Below are 14,948 nucleotides of genomic sequence, written 5' to 3'. Positions count from 1 at the left end.
CCCTCTTCGGCTCAGGCCAGCGCGCGGCGGCGCTGGCGCAGGCCGCCGATCAGCGGCCACACCAGGCTGGTCACCGCCAGCGCCATGATGGTGCCGACCAGCCCGTTGGACCAGAACACCTCCATGCTGCCGGAGGAGATCAGCATGGTCTGGCGGAATGCGTCCTCGGCGCGGTCGCCCAGCACCAGGGCCAGCACCAGCGGCGCCAGCGGATAGTCGAGCTTCTTGAGCACATAGCCCACCACGCCGAAGATCAGCATCAGCCAGACATCGAACATGGCGTTGTGCACGGTGAAGGCGCCGATGGCGCAGACCACCAGGATCAGCGGCGCGATGATGGCGAACGGAATGCGCAGGATGGCGGCGAACAGCGGTACCGTGGACAGCACCACCAGCAGCCCGGCGATATTGCCCAGGTACATGCTGGCGATCAGGCCCCACACGAAGGTCTTCTGCTCGGTGAACAGGAGCGGCCCCGGCTGCAGCCCCCAGATCATCAGGCCGCCCAGCAGCACCGCGGCGGTGGCGGAGCCGGGAATGCCCAGCGCCAGCATCGGCAGCAGCGCGCTGGTGCCGGCCGCGTGCGCGGCCGATTCCGGCGCGATCACGCCCTCCACATTGCCCTTGCCGAAGCTGTCGGGGTCGCGCGCGAAGCGCTTGGCCACGCCGTAGCCCATGAAGGACGCGGCGGTGGCGCCGCCGGGCGTCACCCCCAGCCAGCACCCGATCACCGACGAGCGCAGCAGCGTCAGCCAGTAGCGCGGCAGCTCGGCCCAGGTCTTGAGCACCACCTTGAGGTCGATGTTGGCGCGCTTGCCGCGGAACGCGATGCCTTCTTCCATCGTCATCAGGATCTCGCTGATGCCGAACAGGCCGATCACCACCACCAGGAAATCGAAGCCCCGCAGCAGCTCGGTGGAGCCGAAGGTCATGCGCAGCGTGCCGGAAACCGTGTCCATGCCCACCGCCGCCAGCGCAAAGCCCACGCACATCGCGATCAGGATCTTGGGCTTGCTTTCCTTGCCCATGCCGATGAAGCTGCAGAAGGTGAGGAAGTAGACCGCGAAGAACTCAGGCGGGCCGAAGCGCAGCGCGAACTTCGCCACCATCGGCGCGAGGAAGGTGATCAGCAGCACGCCCACCAGCGCACCGACGAAGGAGCCGGTGAAGGCCGATGTCAGCGCACGCCCGGCCTGGCCCTGCTGCGCCATCGGGTAGCCGTCGAAAGTGGTCGCCACGGACCAGGCCTCGCCGGGAATATTGAAGAGAATGGAGGTGATGGCGCCGCCGAACAGCGCGCCCCAGTAGATGCACGACAGCATGATGATGGCCGAGGTGGGCTCCATGCTGAAGGTCAGCGGCAGCAGGATGGCCACGCCGTTGGGGCCGCCCAGGCCGGGCAGCACGCCCACCACGATGCCGAGCAGGATGCCGACCAGCATCAGCCCGACGTTGTGCCACGACATCGCCACGGCGAAGCCGCCCATCAGTGAGTTGAGTTCTTCCATGGCCGCCTCTTCAGAAACCGAACGCCGCTTCGAGCGGGCCCTTGGGCAGCGGCACGCGGAACTGCATCTCGAAGACCCAGAACAGCACCACGTTGATCGCCACGCCGGCCAGCACCGCCCGCCACCAGGCGAACTTGCCGATGGCCACCATGAACCCCGCGATGAAGACGGCCGACGCCACATAGATGCCAAGCACGGCGATCAGCCCGACGTACACGGTCAGCGGCACCACGATCACGCCGACCTGGCGCAGCTGCGGCCAGGTAACGAAGGGGGCGCCGCCGCCGTCCATGCGCCATGCCTGCCACAGCACCGCCAGGCAGGACACGAAGATAATGGCGCCGATGCGCAGCGGGAAATACCCGGCCTCCGGGCCGTCGGGCGCCCAGCCGGCACCGATGCGGTAGTTGCTCACCATCACCACCACCGCGCCCAGGGCGATCAGCAGCGCGACCGCGATCTCGGCGGTCCGCACCGAGATCGCCGCCGCGCCGGCATGGCCTTCGGGATGTTCGTTCATGCTGGGGTCTCCTTTTGCGAGGCTGCGGCCGCGGGCCGCGCCTGTCTTCTGTTGAAGGATGTGCAAGTACGCGGATGGTGCGGTGCCGTGTTCCCCGCTCCCGCGAGCGGGAGCGCGCAGAGGAGAGCGGGGAGCGGGGAGAAACACAGACAGAAGAAACCCGGCGAGGCGCCTGCGCCTACCGCGCCGCCACGAATCCCGCTTCCTTGATGATGTCCCTGTGGCGGGTCTCGTCCGCGCCGAGGAAATCGACCAGCTTCTGCCCGGCCAGGAAGTCGCTCTTGAGGGCGTTCTTCTCGAGGTAGTCCTTCCATTCCGGCGTGGCGACCACCTTCTGCATCAGCTCGACGTAGTACTTCTGCTGGTCGGGCGTCACGCCGCCCGGCAGCATGAACACGCGCAGCATCTGGTATTGCACGTCGAGGCCCTGTTCCTTGCAGGTGGGGATGTCGCCCCAGCTTTGCGTGGCGGTGATCTTGGCCGAGTAGTTCATCCGTGCCGGCGCGAACACGCACAGCGCGCGGTGCTCGCCGGCACGCCACTGGCCGATCGATTCGGACGGGTTGTTGACGTTGGCGTCGATGTGCTTGCCGGAGAGCTGCGTGGCGGCCTCGCCGCCGCCCTTGTACGGGATGTAGATGAACTTCGCGCCGGTCTTGCGCTCGACCTGCGCGGTGATGATCTGGTCCTCGCGCTTGGAGCTGGTGCCGCCCATTTTCATTTTTCCGGCCATCTTCTTCGCGTCGTTGACGAAGTCGGCGGGGGTCTTGTACGGCGCCTCGGCATTGGTCCACAGCACGAACTCGTCGAGCGCGACCATGGCCACCGGCGTGAGGTCGCGCCAGTTGAACGGGAGCTGGCTGATCATCGGCACGGTATAGAGCGCGGACGAAGTGACCAGCAGCTTGTGCGCGTCGCCGCGCGAAGCCTTGGTGTCCATCAGGCCTTCGGCGCCGGAGGCGCCCGCCTTGTTGAGCACGATGACGGGCTGCGCCATCAGCTTGTGCTTGGCGATGATGCCCTGGATGGAGCGCGCCATCTGGTCGGACGCACCGCCCGCGCTGAACGGCACCACGATCTCCACCGGCTTGGTCGGCTCCCAGGCCAGCGCGGGCGTGCCCACGGCGCCAAGCAGCGAGGCGCACGCAAGCGCGCGCAAGGTCAAACGCAAGGTCATGACTTGTCTCCTTTGGTTGGATCGCCGTGCGCTCTGTCGGCACATCGGCACATGCCGGGCGGCACCGCGGGGCCCGCCCGTGCTGCGAACCGCGCCTACCTTGCCGCCGCCTCCAATGCCACCGAGGACGCGCGCAGGCTGTCCATCGCCGCCAGCACGCCGCCGGCCCGGTGCGGGATGCCGGCCAGCGCCAGCCCCATCTCGACGCCGGCCAGCGTGCCCATCAGGGTCAGGTCGTTGAAATCGCCGAGATGGCCGATGCGGAAGACCTTGCCCGACAGCCTGGACAAGCCTTGGCCCAGCGACATATTGAAGTGCTGCAGCACGATGCGGCGGAAGGCGTCGGCGTCATGCCCTTGCGGCAGCAGCACCGCGGTCAGCGCCGGGCTGTATTCGGCCGGGTTCTGGCACAGGATCTCCAGTCCCCAGGCGCGCACCGCGCGGCGCGTGGCCTCGGCGTGGCGCTGGTGGCGCGCGAAGACGTTGCCGAGCCCTTCGGCGAACAGCATGTCGCAGGCTTCGGACAGGCCATAGAGCAGGTTGGTGGCCGGCGTGTAGGGCCAGTACCCGTTCTTGTTGGCCTCGATGATCTCGTCCCAGCCCCAGAACGCACGCGGCAGCCGCGCCGAAGCCGAGGCCGCGATGGCCTTCTGGCTGACGGCGTTGAAGGACAGGCCGGGTGGCAGCATCAGGCCCTTCTGCGAACCGGACACGGTCACGTCCACGCCCCATTCGTCGTGGCGGTAGTCCACCGAGCCGAGCGAGGAAATCGTATCGACCAGCAGCAGCGCCGGATGGCCGGCCGCGTCGATGGCGCGGCGCACGGCGGCGATATCGGAGGTCACGCCGGTGGAGGTCTCGTTGTGCACCACGCACACCGCCTTGATGGCATGGCCACGGTCCTGCCCGAGGTACGCGCCGATGGCGGCGGCGTCCACGCCGTGGCGCCAGTCGCCCACCAGGAACTCCGGCTGCAGGCCGAGCTTGTCGGCCATCTTCTTCCACAGCGAGGCGAAATGCCCGGTCTCGAACATCAGCACGCGATCGCCGGGAGACAGCGTGTTGACCAGCGCGGCCTCCCATGCGCCGGTCCCGGACGCCGGGTAGATCACCACCGGCTGCGCGGTCTGGAAGACCTTGCGCACATCGGCCAGCACCTTCTTGCCGAGCTGCTGGAACTCGGGCCCGCGGTGGTCGATGGTGGGATGGTCGATGGCGCGCAGCACGCGGTCCGGCACATTGGTGGGGCCGGGAATCTGCAGGAAATGCCGCCCGCTGGGATGGGAGTTCAGTCGGATCATGTCACCTCTCAGGCGTGGTTTTGAATTTTGTATTCAAAAAACAATGACACACTGCGGCGCTGCGATACGGGATAATGTAGTGCCGCCGCGCGTGCTGCAATCAGGGAAAAACCCCAGTAAATTCAAGGCCTATCGGGGAATTTGGCTGTGCTTTGGCGGGGCGGCGGCGGGGCCGCGGTGCGGCCCGGCAAGCTCGAAGCAAGTTCTTGCTTGCCCCAATGTAGATTTTGAATACAATATTGTCAAGCCATGAACATGATCTCGACCCCCGAAGCCATCGCCGTAGACCGCCAGATCCTGCATGTGGCGGTGGCGCAGCGCCTGCGCACGATGATCGTCGAAGGCGAGCTCGCGCCGGGCACCCGGCTCAACGAGCGCGTGCTGTGCGACCAGCTGCAGGTTTCGCGCACGCCGCTGCGGGAGGCCTTCAAGGTGCTGGCCAGCGACGGGCTCATCACGCTGCTGCCCAACCGGGGCGCCGAAGTGGTGCAGCTCTCGCGCGAGACCATCGACAACCTGTTCGAGATGATGGGCGGGCTGGAGGCCATGTCCGGCGAGCTGGCCTGCCAGCGCATCACGCCGGCGGAGCTGACCGAGATCCGCGCGCTGCATTTCGAGATGCTGGCGTGCCACGCGCGGCGCGACCTGCCGAACTACTACAGCCTGAACCGCCGTATCCATGACGCGATCAACGCGGCGGCGCGCAACCCGATCCTGGAGGAGACCTACCGCCGAATCAACCTGCGCATCCAGGCCCTGCGCTTTCGTTCCAACTTCGACCAGGACAAATGGGACCTGGCCGTGCGCGAGCACGGCGCCATGCTCGATGCGCTGGCCGCGCGCGATGGCGCGACGCTGCGCGAGATCCTGCGCCAGCACCTGAAGAACAAGCGCGATGCGCTGATCGCCGAACTAGATCGACTGGACGCGGCCTGAGGCACGCCGCGCCGCAAGCCAAGGCATGCGGCGCAGGACGGCGCCACGGCTGCGTTCCCTGCACCCACACCAGGAAGAGACAGCCATGGCATTGCCCACCGAGAACACCGCCGTCCAGCCACTGCGCTTCATCCCCCGCGACGCGCACGGCATGCAGGGCGCCGCGCGGGCCGGCTCCGCGCTCCAGCGCCGCCTTGCCGCCGAGCTGCGCGGCGATGTGCTGTTCGACACGGCCAGCCGCGGCCGCTACGCCACCGATGCGTCGATCTACCAGGTCATGCCGCTGGGCGTGGTGGTGCCGCGCGACGAGGCCGATGCACGCCTCGCGCTGGACATCGCGCGCGACCTGAAGGCGCCGCTGCTGCCGCGCGGCGGCGGCACCAGCCAGTGCGGCCAGACCGTGGGCGAAGCACTGGTGATCGACAACAGCAAGTGGCTCAACGAGGTCATCGCGTTCGACAAGGACGCGCGTACCGTCACCGTGCAGCCCGGCATCGTGCTCGATCACCTGAACGCCTGGCTCAGGCCGCACGGGCTGTGGTTTCCCGTGGACGTGTCCACCGCCGCGCAATGCACCATCGGCGGCATGACCGGCAACAACTCCTGCGGCTCGCGTTCGATCCAGTACGGCAATATGGTCCACAACGTGCTGGGCATCGACGCCATCCTCGCCGGCGGCGAGGAGGTGCGCTTCGACGCGCGCTGGCCCGGCGAGGGCGCCGCCCACCGCCATATCGCCGACGGCGTGCGCCGCATTGCCGAGCGCGAGCGCGACGCCATCGCGCAGATGTACCCCAAGGTGCTGCGCCGCGTGGGCGGCTACAACCTCGATATCTTCCATCCGCAAAGCGAGCGTCCCTACACGGCCGACGGCAGTGCCAACCTGGCGCACCTGCTGGTGGGTTCCGAAGGCACGCTGGCCTACTTCAGGCGCATCACGCTGCAACTCGCGCCGCTGCCGGTGCACAAGGCGCTCGGCGTGATCAACTTCCCCTCCTTCTTCCAGGCGATGGAGATGACGCGCCATATCGTCGGGCTGCGCCCCGCCGCGGTGGAACTGGTGGACCGCACCATGATCGACCTGGCGCGCCGCAACGACGCCTTCCGCCCGGTGATCGAACGCGCGCTGGTGGGCGAGCCCGAGGCCATCCTGCTGGTCGAGTTCGCCGGCGAGGCGCGCGCCGAAACCCTGCGCGGGCTGGCGCGGCTGGTCGAGCTGATGGCCGACCTGGGCCTGCCCGGCGCCGTGGTGGAGATGCCGGAAGCCGCGCCGCAGAAGGCGCTGTGGGAAGTGCGCAAGGCCGGCCTGAACATCATGATGAGCATGAAGGGCGACGGCAAGCCGGTCTCCTTCATCGAGGACTGCGCGGTGCCGCTCGAGCACCTGGCCGAGTACACCAGCCGCCTGACCGAGGTCTTCCACAAGCACGGCACGCGCGGCACCTGGTACGCGCACGCCAGCGTCGGCACGCTGCATGTGCGCCCCATCCTGGACATGCGCCGCGACGGCGCCACCAAGATGCGCGCCATCGCCGAAGAGGCCGCGGCCATGGTGCGCGAATACAAGGGCGCGTACTCCGGCGAGCACGGCGACGGCTTGTGCCGCGGCGAATGGGTGGCGTGGCAGTTCGGCCCCGCGCTCAACCACGCGTTCGAGGAAGTGAAGGCGCTGTTCGACCCGGAACACCGTTGCAACCCGGGCAAGATCGTGCGCACGCCGCGCATGGATGAAGCGGCGCTGTTCCGCTTCCCGCCTGGCTACACGGTAAAGCCCTTCGCGGGCGCGCTCGACTGGTCCGCGTGGAACGTCATGCGCGATCCGGTCACCGAGGCGGAAAGCGCGCCAGGCACGGGGCTCGATCCCGCCAACGGCTTCGCCGCCGCGGTGGAGATGTGCAACAACAACGGCCACTGCCGCAAGTTCGACGCCGGCACCATGTGCCCGAGCTACCGCATCACGCGCGACGAGCAGCATCTCACGCGCGGGCGCGCCAATACGCTGCGCCTGGCGCTGTCCGGCCAGCTCGGGCCCCAAGGCCTGCTGGAGCCGGCGGTGAAGGACGCGCTGGACCTGTGCGTGTCATGCAAGGGCTGCAAGCGCGACTGCCCTACCGGCATCGACATGGCCAAGATGAAGATCGAAGTACGGGCAGCCCACGCGCGCGCCGGGCGGCTGTCCGCGCGCGACCGCCTGGTGGCCTGGATGCCGCGCTACGCCGGCGTGGCCAGCCGCCTGCCATGGCTGTTCAACCTGCGCGACCGCGTGCCGCTGCTGGCCAGGCTGAGCGAAAGCGTGCTGGGACTGTCGGCCCGGCGCACGCTGCCGCGCTGGCAGCCCGCCTTCCTCCAGGGCGCGGACGCCCGCGGCACCTCCGCAAAGGCGGAAGGCGGCAAAGAGGTTCTGCTGTTCGTCGACACCTTCAACAACCACATGGAGCCCGCCAACGCGCGCGCCGCGCGGCGTGTGCTGGAAGCCGCCGGCTACACCGTGCATCTCGGCACCGCCCCGGGCCAGCGCGCGCTGTGCTGCGGGCGGACCTTCCTCGCCGCCGGCCTGGTGGACGAGGCCAAGGCCGAGGCACGGCGCACGCTCGATGCATTGCTGCCCCATGTCGCACGCGGCGTGGCGGTGGTCGGGCTCGAGCCATCCTGCCTGCTCACCATGCGCGACGAGTTTCTCCAGTACGGCTATGGCGACGCCGCCCGCCAGCTTGCCGGGCACGCCTTCCTGTTCGAGGAATTCCTGGTGCGCGAGCGCGCGGCCGGGCGCTTCGCGCCAGCCCTCGCGCAGCTCGCCGCGACCCAGGCGCTGCTGCATGGCCACTGCCACCAGAAAGCGTTCGACGCGGTGCGCCCCGTGCAGGAAGTGCTGTCATGGATCCCCGGCCTGAAGACCGAGTTGATCGAATCATCCTGCTGCGGCATGGCCGGCAGCTTCGGGTATGAGGCGGAGCACCACGACGCCTCGATGCGGATGGCCGAGCAGGCCTTGCTGCCGGCCATCCGCAAGGCGGATGCGGATACCCTGCTGGTGGCGGACGGCACCAGTTGCCGCCACCAGATCCACGATGGCGCGCAGCGCGAGGCGCTGCATGTGGCGCGCATCCTGGAGATGGCGCTGGCGGCGCCGGTGGCCTTCGCTTAGCCGCTTAGCCGCTTAGCCGCTTAGCCACGTTACTGCGGCACCAGCTCGACCTTCTCGCGGCTCTCCTTCTCCACGGCCTTGCGCGTGTAGAGCAGCGGGAAGTACTCGCCCCTGGCCCACAGCGGCGCGAGGTCGCGATAGTGCGGGCTGGCCGGATTGCCGGACTGGCCCGGCGTGTTGACCACGCGCGAGGCATCCCAGTTGCCGACGTCCAGCACCATGCGGAACGAGGCGCCCGCGGTGAGCTGGTAGTCGCTGTTGCGGTAGCTGGTGTTCATCGGCGTAAACGACGAGCCGCCGATGGGACCGGCGTTGACTTCGTAGCGCTGCCGCGCGGCGGCGTCGAGGATCGGGTGCAGCGGGTGGTCGAACACGGCGGTGTGCAGCTTGCCCCATTGCCACGTCTTCGGATCGGGCCCCAGCTTGCGCTCCACTTCCGTCATGGCGCTCTTGAGCGAACTCACGATGACATCGTTGCGGCGCTCCGCCGGCATCCACGGCTCGGGCCGCTCCAGCACCGCCAGCACGCGGCTGGCATCGCCGTAGCCGGCCAGGCGCGCGCCGTCCGCCGAGAGCGCCGCGCGCACCACCGCCGGGCGCAGGTATTTGCTGAACCAGACCTCGAACAGCGCGGCCGGCGCGCTGTCGGCACGCTCGTTGCCGTCCCAGCCGCGCAGCAGGTCCAGGCCGCGCTGGGCCTGCGCGTCGTCGCTGCGCACATTGGCCAGCAGCGCCACCACGCGCAGCGCGGGCAGCGAGGTGGTGTCGTTCTGCCAGGCCATGCTGTCGGCCACCGTCGAATGCGCATTGGCCGCGACCAGGCTCTTGAGGCGCCGCGCGCGCGCCGTGTCGCTCCACTCGTAGCCCACCCCCATCTTCGCAGCGGGATGCTTGGGCGGGATATTGTTCTCGTTGGCGGTCACCACGAAGCCGGCGGCAGGGTTGTAGGCCCACGGCAGCTCGTCCATGTTGCGGTAGCCGGCCCATTCGTAGCGTCCGTCGCCGGGCACCGGGGTAAGGCCGTCCCAGTTCGGGCGGATCACGGTCAGGCCGCCGGGAATCCAGCCGATATTGCCGTCGCGGTCGGCATAGACCTGGTTCTCGCCGGGCGCGCCCCAGCGGTTCATGGCGGCGCGGAACTGGTCCCAGTTCTGGGCCCGCATATAGTCCATCGAGCCGAAGTACGGCGCCATGCCGAGATCCAGCCAGGCCGCGCGCAACGCATAGGCGTGGTTGCCCTTGGCGTCGGCGTAGAGCACCGGACCGTGGCGCGTGAAGTCGATGCTGACCTTGCGCGGCGCGGGCTCGCCCTTGACGGCAATCTCCTCGGTCACGGCTTCCATCGGCTCCCAGCGGCCGCGGTACTTGTACTCGCGCGGCTGCGCCGGGTTGGTCTCGTAGACGTAGAGGTCTTCCTGGTCCATGTAGAAGCGCGTCAGGCCGAAGCCCACGGTGCCGTTGTGGCCGATCGAGATGCCCGGCAGGAAGGGCTCGCCGGCGCCGATCACCGACAGGCCAGGCGCGTTCAGGTGGCTGATATAGCGCAGGCTGGGCGCGCCGTGCGCGCGGTGCGGGTCGTTGGCCAGGATGGGCCGCCCGGTGGCGGTGCGCGCGCCGGCGATGACCCAGTTGTTGGAGCCCAGGCTGCGCGCGGTGTCGCTGTTGTTGTCGAGCACGGCGTAGAGCGCTTCGTGCGGGATGTTGCCGGCCGCGGCCGAGCTCCACCACTCCTTGGGGAACCTCGGCGCCGCGGTGGCCAGCTCATAGGCGCGGCGCAACTCGGCGGCGGGCAGCGCGCACGGGTCCAGGCCGTCCGGCAGCCTGGGCGTGACGGGCGGGTCCAGCTCGCGGCGCACCCAGTCGGCGCGCACGGCGTCGGGCTTCACGTGGCAGTAGATCTGCGCGCGGTCGATCTCGCCGGTGAAGTTGAGGGTGAGGCCATGGTGGCGGATGCGCACGATGTCCTCGGCGCGCCAGCGCGCCGGCTTGTAGTTCAGCACGCGAAACTCCGGCGGCAGCAGGTCTGGCCGCGCCTCGGTCTGCGCCACGTAGGCATTCACGCCGGCCACGAACGCCTCGGCCACGCGCTTGGCGTCGGAGCCATAGGCCAGCCACTCGCGGTACATGTCGCCGCGGAACAGCACGGCGCGCGCCGCGCGGTCGCCCTCCACGTAAGCGGCGCCGAAGTCCCTGGCCATCTCGCCCAGGCCGCGCTTGCGCCACAGGTCGATCTGCCAGAGGCGGTCGCGCGCGGCCATGAAACCCTGCACGTAGAAAGCGTCGTACAGCGTATTGGCATAGATATGCGGCACGCCCCAGCGGTCGATCAGGATGCTGGCCGGCTTTTCCAGGCCGGCCACCTGGTAGCGCTCGGTGCTGGACGCCGCGGCGGCGTTGTTGGCGGCCGGCGGCGCTGCCAGCGCGGTGCCGGCGGCGCCCACGGCGGCGCTCAGGCCAAGTACGGCGGCGAGGCGGCGGGCTCGGCGAACCATCTGGAATCTCCTGGAAGGGGCGGGTACGGCATGGGTTGGCCACGCCTGCCGGCGCGGCGAAATGCCGCCAAGGATAGCGGAAGACGGCGCTGGCGGTCGAATCCGGCGCCCGCCGGGCAAGCGCCCCCGCGTTCCGGCAAGGCCTTCGCACGAATTTCATCCCGCAAAACTTTGATGCAGCGCAGAATGACGAGGCCGGTACAGGCGTCTATAACCACCAAACCGGTTTCATTCCCTGAAACAATCCTCTGCCCGGAGTGCGCACGCGTGACGGTCCCGACGACTTCCCTACAGAAGGCCTGCAGGCTGCTGCGCGCGCTGTCCGACCCGCGCAATACGCGCCTGACCGACCTCGCCGGCGCGGCGGGCGTGGACAAGGCTTCTGCGCTGCGCCTGCTGGACACGCTGGCCGCCGAGGGCTTTATCGCGCGCGATGCCGACACCAAGGCCTTCTCGCTCGGCCCCGAATGGCTGGCCCTGCGCGCGACCAGCGTGCGCCGCATCGACCCGCGCTCCGCCGTGCGGCCGGCGCTGATCCGGCTGGCCCAGGCGTTCGAGGACACCGCCATCCTGTCGGTGCCGAGCGGCTGCGAATCGGTGTGCCTGGAGTTGCGCCCGGGCACCTTCCCGATCCGCGCGAACTACCTCGACGTGGGCAGCCGGCGTCCGCTCGGCGTGGGCGCGGGGAGCCTGGCGCTGCTGGCGGCGCTGCCCGATGCCGAGGTGGAGGCCGCCGTGCGCTGCATCGCGCCCGCGCTCAAGCGCTACCCGCGCATCGACAGCGCCCTGCTGCTGCGCGAGGTGGAGGCCACCCGCGCGCGCGGCTATGCGGTACTGCTGGATGTGGTGGTCGAGCGCATGGGCGGCATCGCCATCGCGCTGCCGGACCCCGACGGCTATCCGCTCGGCGCCATCAGCATCGCCGCGCTCAACGAACGCATCACCGAGCGCGAGCCGGCGCTGGCGCGCGCGCTGCGGCGCGAAGCCGAGATCGTGTGCGCGGCCTGGACCCCCCCCACGCCAAAATCATCCATTGCACGGCGGCCACGCAAGACGGCCGCCGCGCACGCAAACCCACAACCGGAGGCATAGAGCATGCGCTGGAAGCAACGACCACAGGGTTCCAACTGGGGCGATTTCGGGCCCGACGACCAGCTTGGCCGCGTCAACCTGATCGGCCCGGAGCAGGTCCGCAAGGGCGCCCGCGAGATACAGGCCGGGCTGTCGTTCTGCCTGTCGCTGCCGCTGGACTACCCGGGCGGCAACAAGCTCAACCCGCGCCGCAACCCGCCGGTGCTGCGCCCCACCTTCCGCGACGACATCCCCTACGTGAATTTCCCGCTGGCCAAGGTCGATCCCGCCGCCACCGACGTGATCAGCGACGACCAGGTGCTGCTGTCGCTGCAGTATTCCACGCAATGGGATTCGCTGGCCCACGTGGGCGCGCTGTTCGACGCCGACGGCGACGGCCGCGCCGAGCGCGTCTACTACAACGGCTATCGCGCCAACGAGCATATCGTCGGCCCGGTGGACTACGCCGAGGACGACCATTTCGCCGCGCACGCCTGCGGCCACGACCACAGCGAGGCGCGCGCGCTCGGCATCGAGAACTTCGCCGTGAAGGGCATGCAGGGCCGCGGCGTGCTGGTGGACCTGGCGCACAACTACGGGCAGGACTTCCGCAACGTGGGCTACGACGACCTGATGCGCGTGCTCGAAGCCGACCGCGTGGAGGTGGAGAGCGGCGACATGCTGCTGCTGCGCACCGGCTTTGCCGAGGTGGTGCTGTCGATGCAGCGCGAGCCCGACGAGAATGTGCTGCACCACAGCTGCTGCGCGCTCGACGGCCGCGACGACAAGCTCCTGAACTGGATCACCGATGCCGGCATCGCCGCGCTGATCGCCGACAACTACGCGGTGGAGCGCTATCCCGCGCGCCCCGCGCCGGCCGGCGAGACGCACCACTCGCTGCTGCCGCTGCACCACCACTGCCTGTTCAAGCTCGGCCTGCCGCTAGGCGAGCTCTGGTACATGAAGGAACTGGCGGCATGGCTGCGCGCCAACCAGCGCTCGCGCTTCATGCTCACCGCGCCGCCGCTGCGGCTGCCGGGCGCGGTGGGCTCGCCCACCACGCCGGTGGCGACGGTCTAGCCGCCGCCCGGTTCCCCGCTGTTTCATAGAAACCAAGAAGAACGCGGGCCACCAAGGCCCATGGAGGAGATCACCATGAACCGCAACCATCCGCTGCTGCGCCGCCCGCTGGGCGTGCTGGCGCTGGCCGCCGCGCTGCTGTGCGGCGCCGGCCAGGCCGGCGCGCAAGGTGCCAAGCCCGGCATTTCCGACGACGAAGTCAAGATCGGCCTGATCCTCGACATGAGCGGGCTGTACGCCGACGTGACCGGGCGCGGCAGCGCCACCGCGGCGCAGATGGCGATCGACGACTTCGGCGGCAAGGTGCTGGGCAAGAAGATCGAACTGGTGGTGACCGACCACCAGAACAAGGCCGATATCGCCGCCAGCAAGGCACGCGAATGGTTCGACACCGGCCATGTGGACGCCATCCTCGACGTGGCCGCGTCGGCGCCCGCGCTGGCCGTGCTGGAAGTGGCCAAGCAGAAGAACCGCATTGTGGTGTTCTCCGGCCCGGGCACCGAGCGCATCACCAATGACCTGTGCACGCCGGTGTCGGTGCACTATGCCTACGACACGTATTCGCTGGCCAATTCCACCGCGCGCGCGGTGGTGCAGCGCGGCGGCAAGACCTGGTTCTTCCTGACCGCCGATTACGCCTTCGGCCACACGCTGCAGGAATCCGCCACCAACGTCATCAACGAGACCGGCGGCAAGGTGCTGGGCGCCGCGCGCCACCCCATCGGCGCCAGCGACTTCGCCTCCTACCTGCTGCAGGCGCAGGCCAGCAAGGCGCAGGTGGTGGGCCTGGCCAACGCCGGCGGGGACGCGGTCAACGCCATCAAGGCGGCCAGCGAGTTCGGCCTGACCAGGGGCGGCAACCAGCGCATGGCGGGGCTGCTGCTGTACATCAACGACATCCACGCGATCGGCCTGAAGACCGCGTCCGGGCTGCTGCTGACCGAAGGCTTCTACTGGGACATGAACGATGCCACGCGCGCGTGGTCGCGCCGGTATTTCGAGAAGCTCAAGAAGATGCCGAACATGAGCCAGGCCGGCACCTATTCCTCGGTCATGCACTACCTGAAGGCCATCCAGGCCGCCGGCACCGACGAGACCGCGGCGGTGATGAAGCAGATGAAGTCCATGCCGATCAACGACTTCTTCGCCAAGAACGGCCGCATCCGCGAAGACGGCCGCATGGTGCACGACATGTACCTGTTCGAGGTCAAGACGCCGGCCGAGTCGAAGTACCCGTGGGACTACTACAAGCTGCTGGCCACGGTGCCGGGCGACCAGGCCTTCATCCCGCCGGCCAAGTCGCAGTGCCCGCTGATGAAGCGATGAGCGCCGGGCAATGAACGCGATGGACTGACCGAGACGATATGCAAAATGCAGCTTACCTGCGCGGCGCGGGCAATACGCGCTTCGGCCGCATCGAGGGCAGCACGCCGCTGACCCTGATGGCGGCCGCCACCGACGCCGCGCTGGCCGACGCCGGCCTGGCGCGCGCCGACATCGACGGCGTGCTGTGCGGCTATGCCACCACGCTGCCGCACCTGATGCTGGCCACGCGTTTCTGCGAGTACGCCTCGCTCGATCCGGCGTACGCGCACGGCGTGGCATCGGGCGGCGCCACCGGCGGCGTGATGGCCATGCTGGCGCGCGAGCTGGTGGGCGCGGGGCGCTGCCGCAACGTGCTGGTGGTGGCCGGGGAGAACCGCCTGAGCGGCCAGAGC

10 protein-coding genes and 1 pseudogene are annotated in these 14,948 nt (G+C 69.0%); 6 read left to right on the top strand and 5 right to left on the bottom strand.

The window, feature by feature from the left end; genetic code table 11:
• Positions 1–11: 11 nt before the first annotated feature.
• The 4 genes from AC1DKV_RS06755 to AC1DKV_RS06740 all read right to left on the bottom strand — a co-directional run bounded on the left by AC1DKV_RS06755 (position 12) and on the right by AC1DKV_RS06740 (position 4,506).
• On the bottom strand, positions 12–1,508 hold the full coding sequence (locus AC1DKV_RS06755; protein WP_441611860.1) for a tripartite tricarboxylate transporter permease: 1,497 nt from the start codon (positions 1,506–1,508) through the stop codon (positions 12–14).
• 10 nt (positions 1,509–1,518) lie between these two features.
• The gene (locus AC1DKV_RS06750) at positions 1,519–2,028 is read right to left on the bottom strand and encodes a tripartite tricarboxylate transporter TctB family protein (protein ID WP_441611859.1); all 510 of its coding nucleotides are present in this window, start codon (positions 2,026–2,028) and stop codon (positions 1,519–1,521) included.
• 178 nt (positions 2,029–2,206) lie between these two features.
• Entirely contained in the window at positions 2,207–3,205 is a 999-nt protein-coding gene (locus AC1DKV_RS06745) for a Bug family tripartite tricarboxylate transporter substrate binding protein (protein ID WP_477137513.1), read from the bottom strand.
• A 95-nt stretch (positions 3,206–3,300) separates the two neighbouring features.
• Positions 3,301–4,506 (bottom strand): pyridoxal-phosphate-dependent aminotransferase family protein, encoded by a 1,206-nt coding sequence (locus AC1DKV_RS06740; protein ID WP_441611857.1) that lies wholly within the window; start codon positions 4,504–4,506, stop codon positions 3,301–3,303.
• A 249-nt stretch (positions 4,507–4,755) separates the two neighbouring features.
• Between AC1DKV_RS06740 and AC1DKV_RS06735 the strand changes: the two genes are divergently transcribed.
• Together AC1DKV_RS06735 and AC1DKV_RS06730 are read left to right on the top strand one after the other, a co-directional pair.
• A complete protein-coding gene (locus AC1DKV_RS06735; RefSeq protein WP_477131379.1) occupies positions 4,756–5,442 on the top strand; it encodes a GntR family transcriptional regulator in 687 nt (228 codons plus the stop codon).
• Between the two features lie 85 nt (positions 5,443–5,527).
• Positions 5,528–8,587, top strand: a complete 3,060-nt coding sequence (locus AC1DKV_RS06730) for an FAD-binding and (Fe-S)-binding domain-containing protein (protein WP_441611855.1) — start codon at positions 5,528–5,530, stop codon at positions 8,585–8,587.
• Between the two features lie 29 nt (positions 8,588–8,616).
• Here the strand turns inward: AC1DKV_RS06730 and AC1DKV_RS06725 are convergent, their stop codons facing one another.
• Positions 8,617–11,079, bottom strand: coding sequence for a penicillin acylase family protein (locus AC1DKV_RS06725; RefSeq protein WP_441611854.1), 2,463 nt, complete (start codon positions 11,077–11,079; stop codon positions 8,617–8,619).
• A gap of 267 nt (positions 11,080–11,346) precedes the next feature.
• Here AC1DKV_RS06725 and AC1DKV_RS06720 point away from each other — a divergent pair, with 267 nt between their 5' ends.
• The 4 genes and pseudogenes from AC1DKV_RS06720 to AC1DKV_RS06705 form a co-directional block, all read left to right on the top strand.
• The gene (locus tag AC1DKV_RS06720) at positions 11,347–12,171 is read left to right on the top strand and encodes an IclR family transcriptional regulator (protein ID WP_441611853.1); all 825 of its coding nucleotides are present in this window, start codon (positions 11,347–11,349) and stop codon (positions 12,169–12,171) included.
• A 3-nt stretch (positions 12,172–12,174) separates the two neighbouring features.
• Positions 12,175–13,230, top strand: coding sequence for a cyclase family protein (locus tag AC1DKV_RS06715; RefSeq protein ID WP_477137512.1), 1,056 nt, complete (start codon positions 12,175–12,177; stop codon positions 13,228–13,230).
• Between the two features lie 75 nt (positions 13,231–13,305).
• Positions 13,306–14,556, top strand: coding sequence for an ABC transporter substrate-binding protein (locus AC1DKV_RS06710; protein WP_441611851.1), 1,251 nt, complete (start codon positions 13,306–13,308; stop codon positions 14,554–14,556).
• Positions 14,557–14,594: 38 nt separating this feature from the next.
• A pseudogene (locus AC1DKV_RS06705) lies at positions 14,595–14,948 on the top strand (thiolase family protein); the annotation flags it as partial.

The organism is Cupriavidus sp. 05T41, from assembly GCF_056396525.1.
The sequence above is the reverse complement of the archived record's forward strand: the minus strand, read 5'-3'. Positions and strand labels throughout refer to the sequence as shown.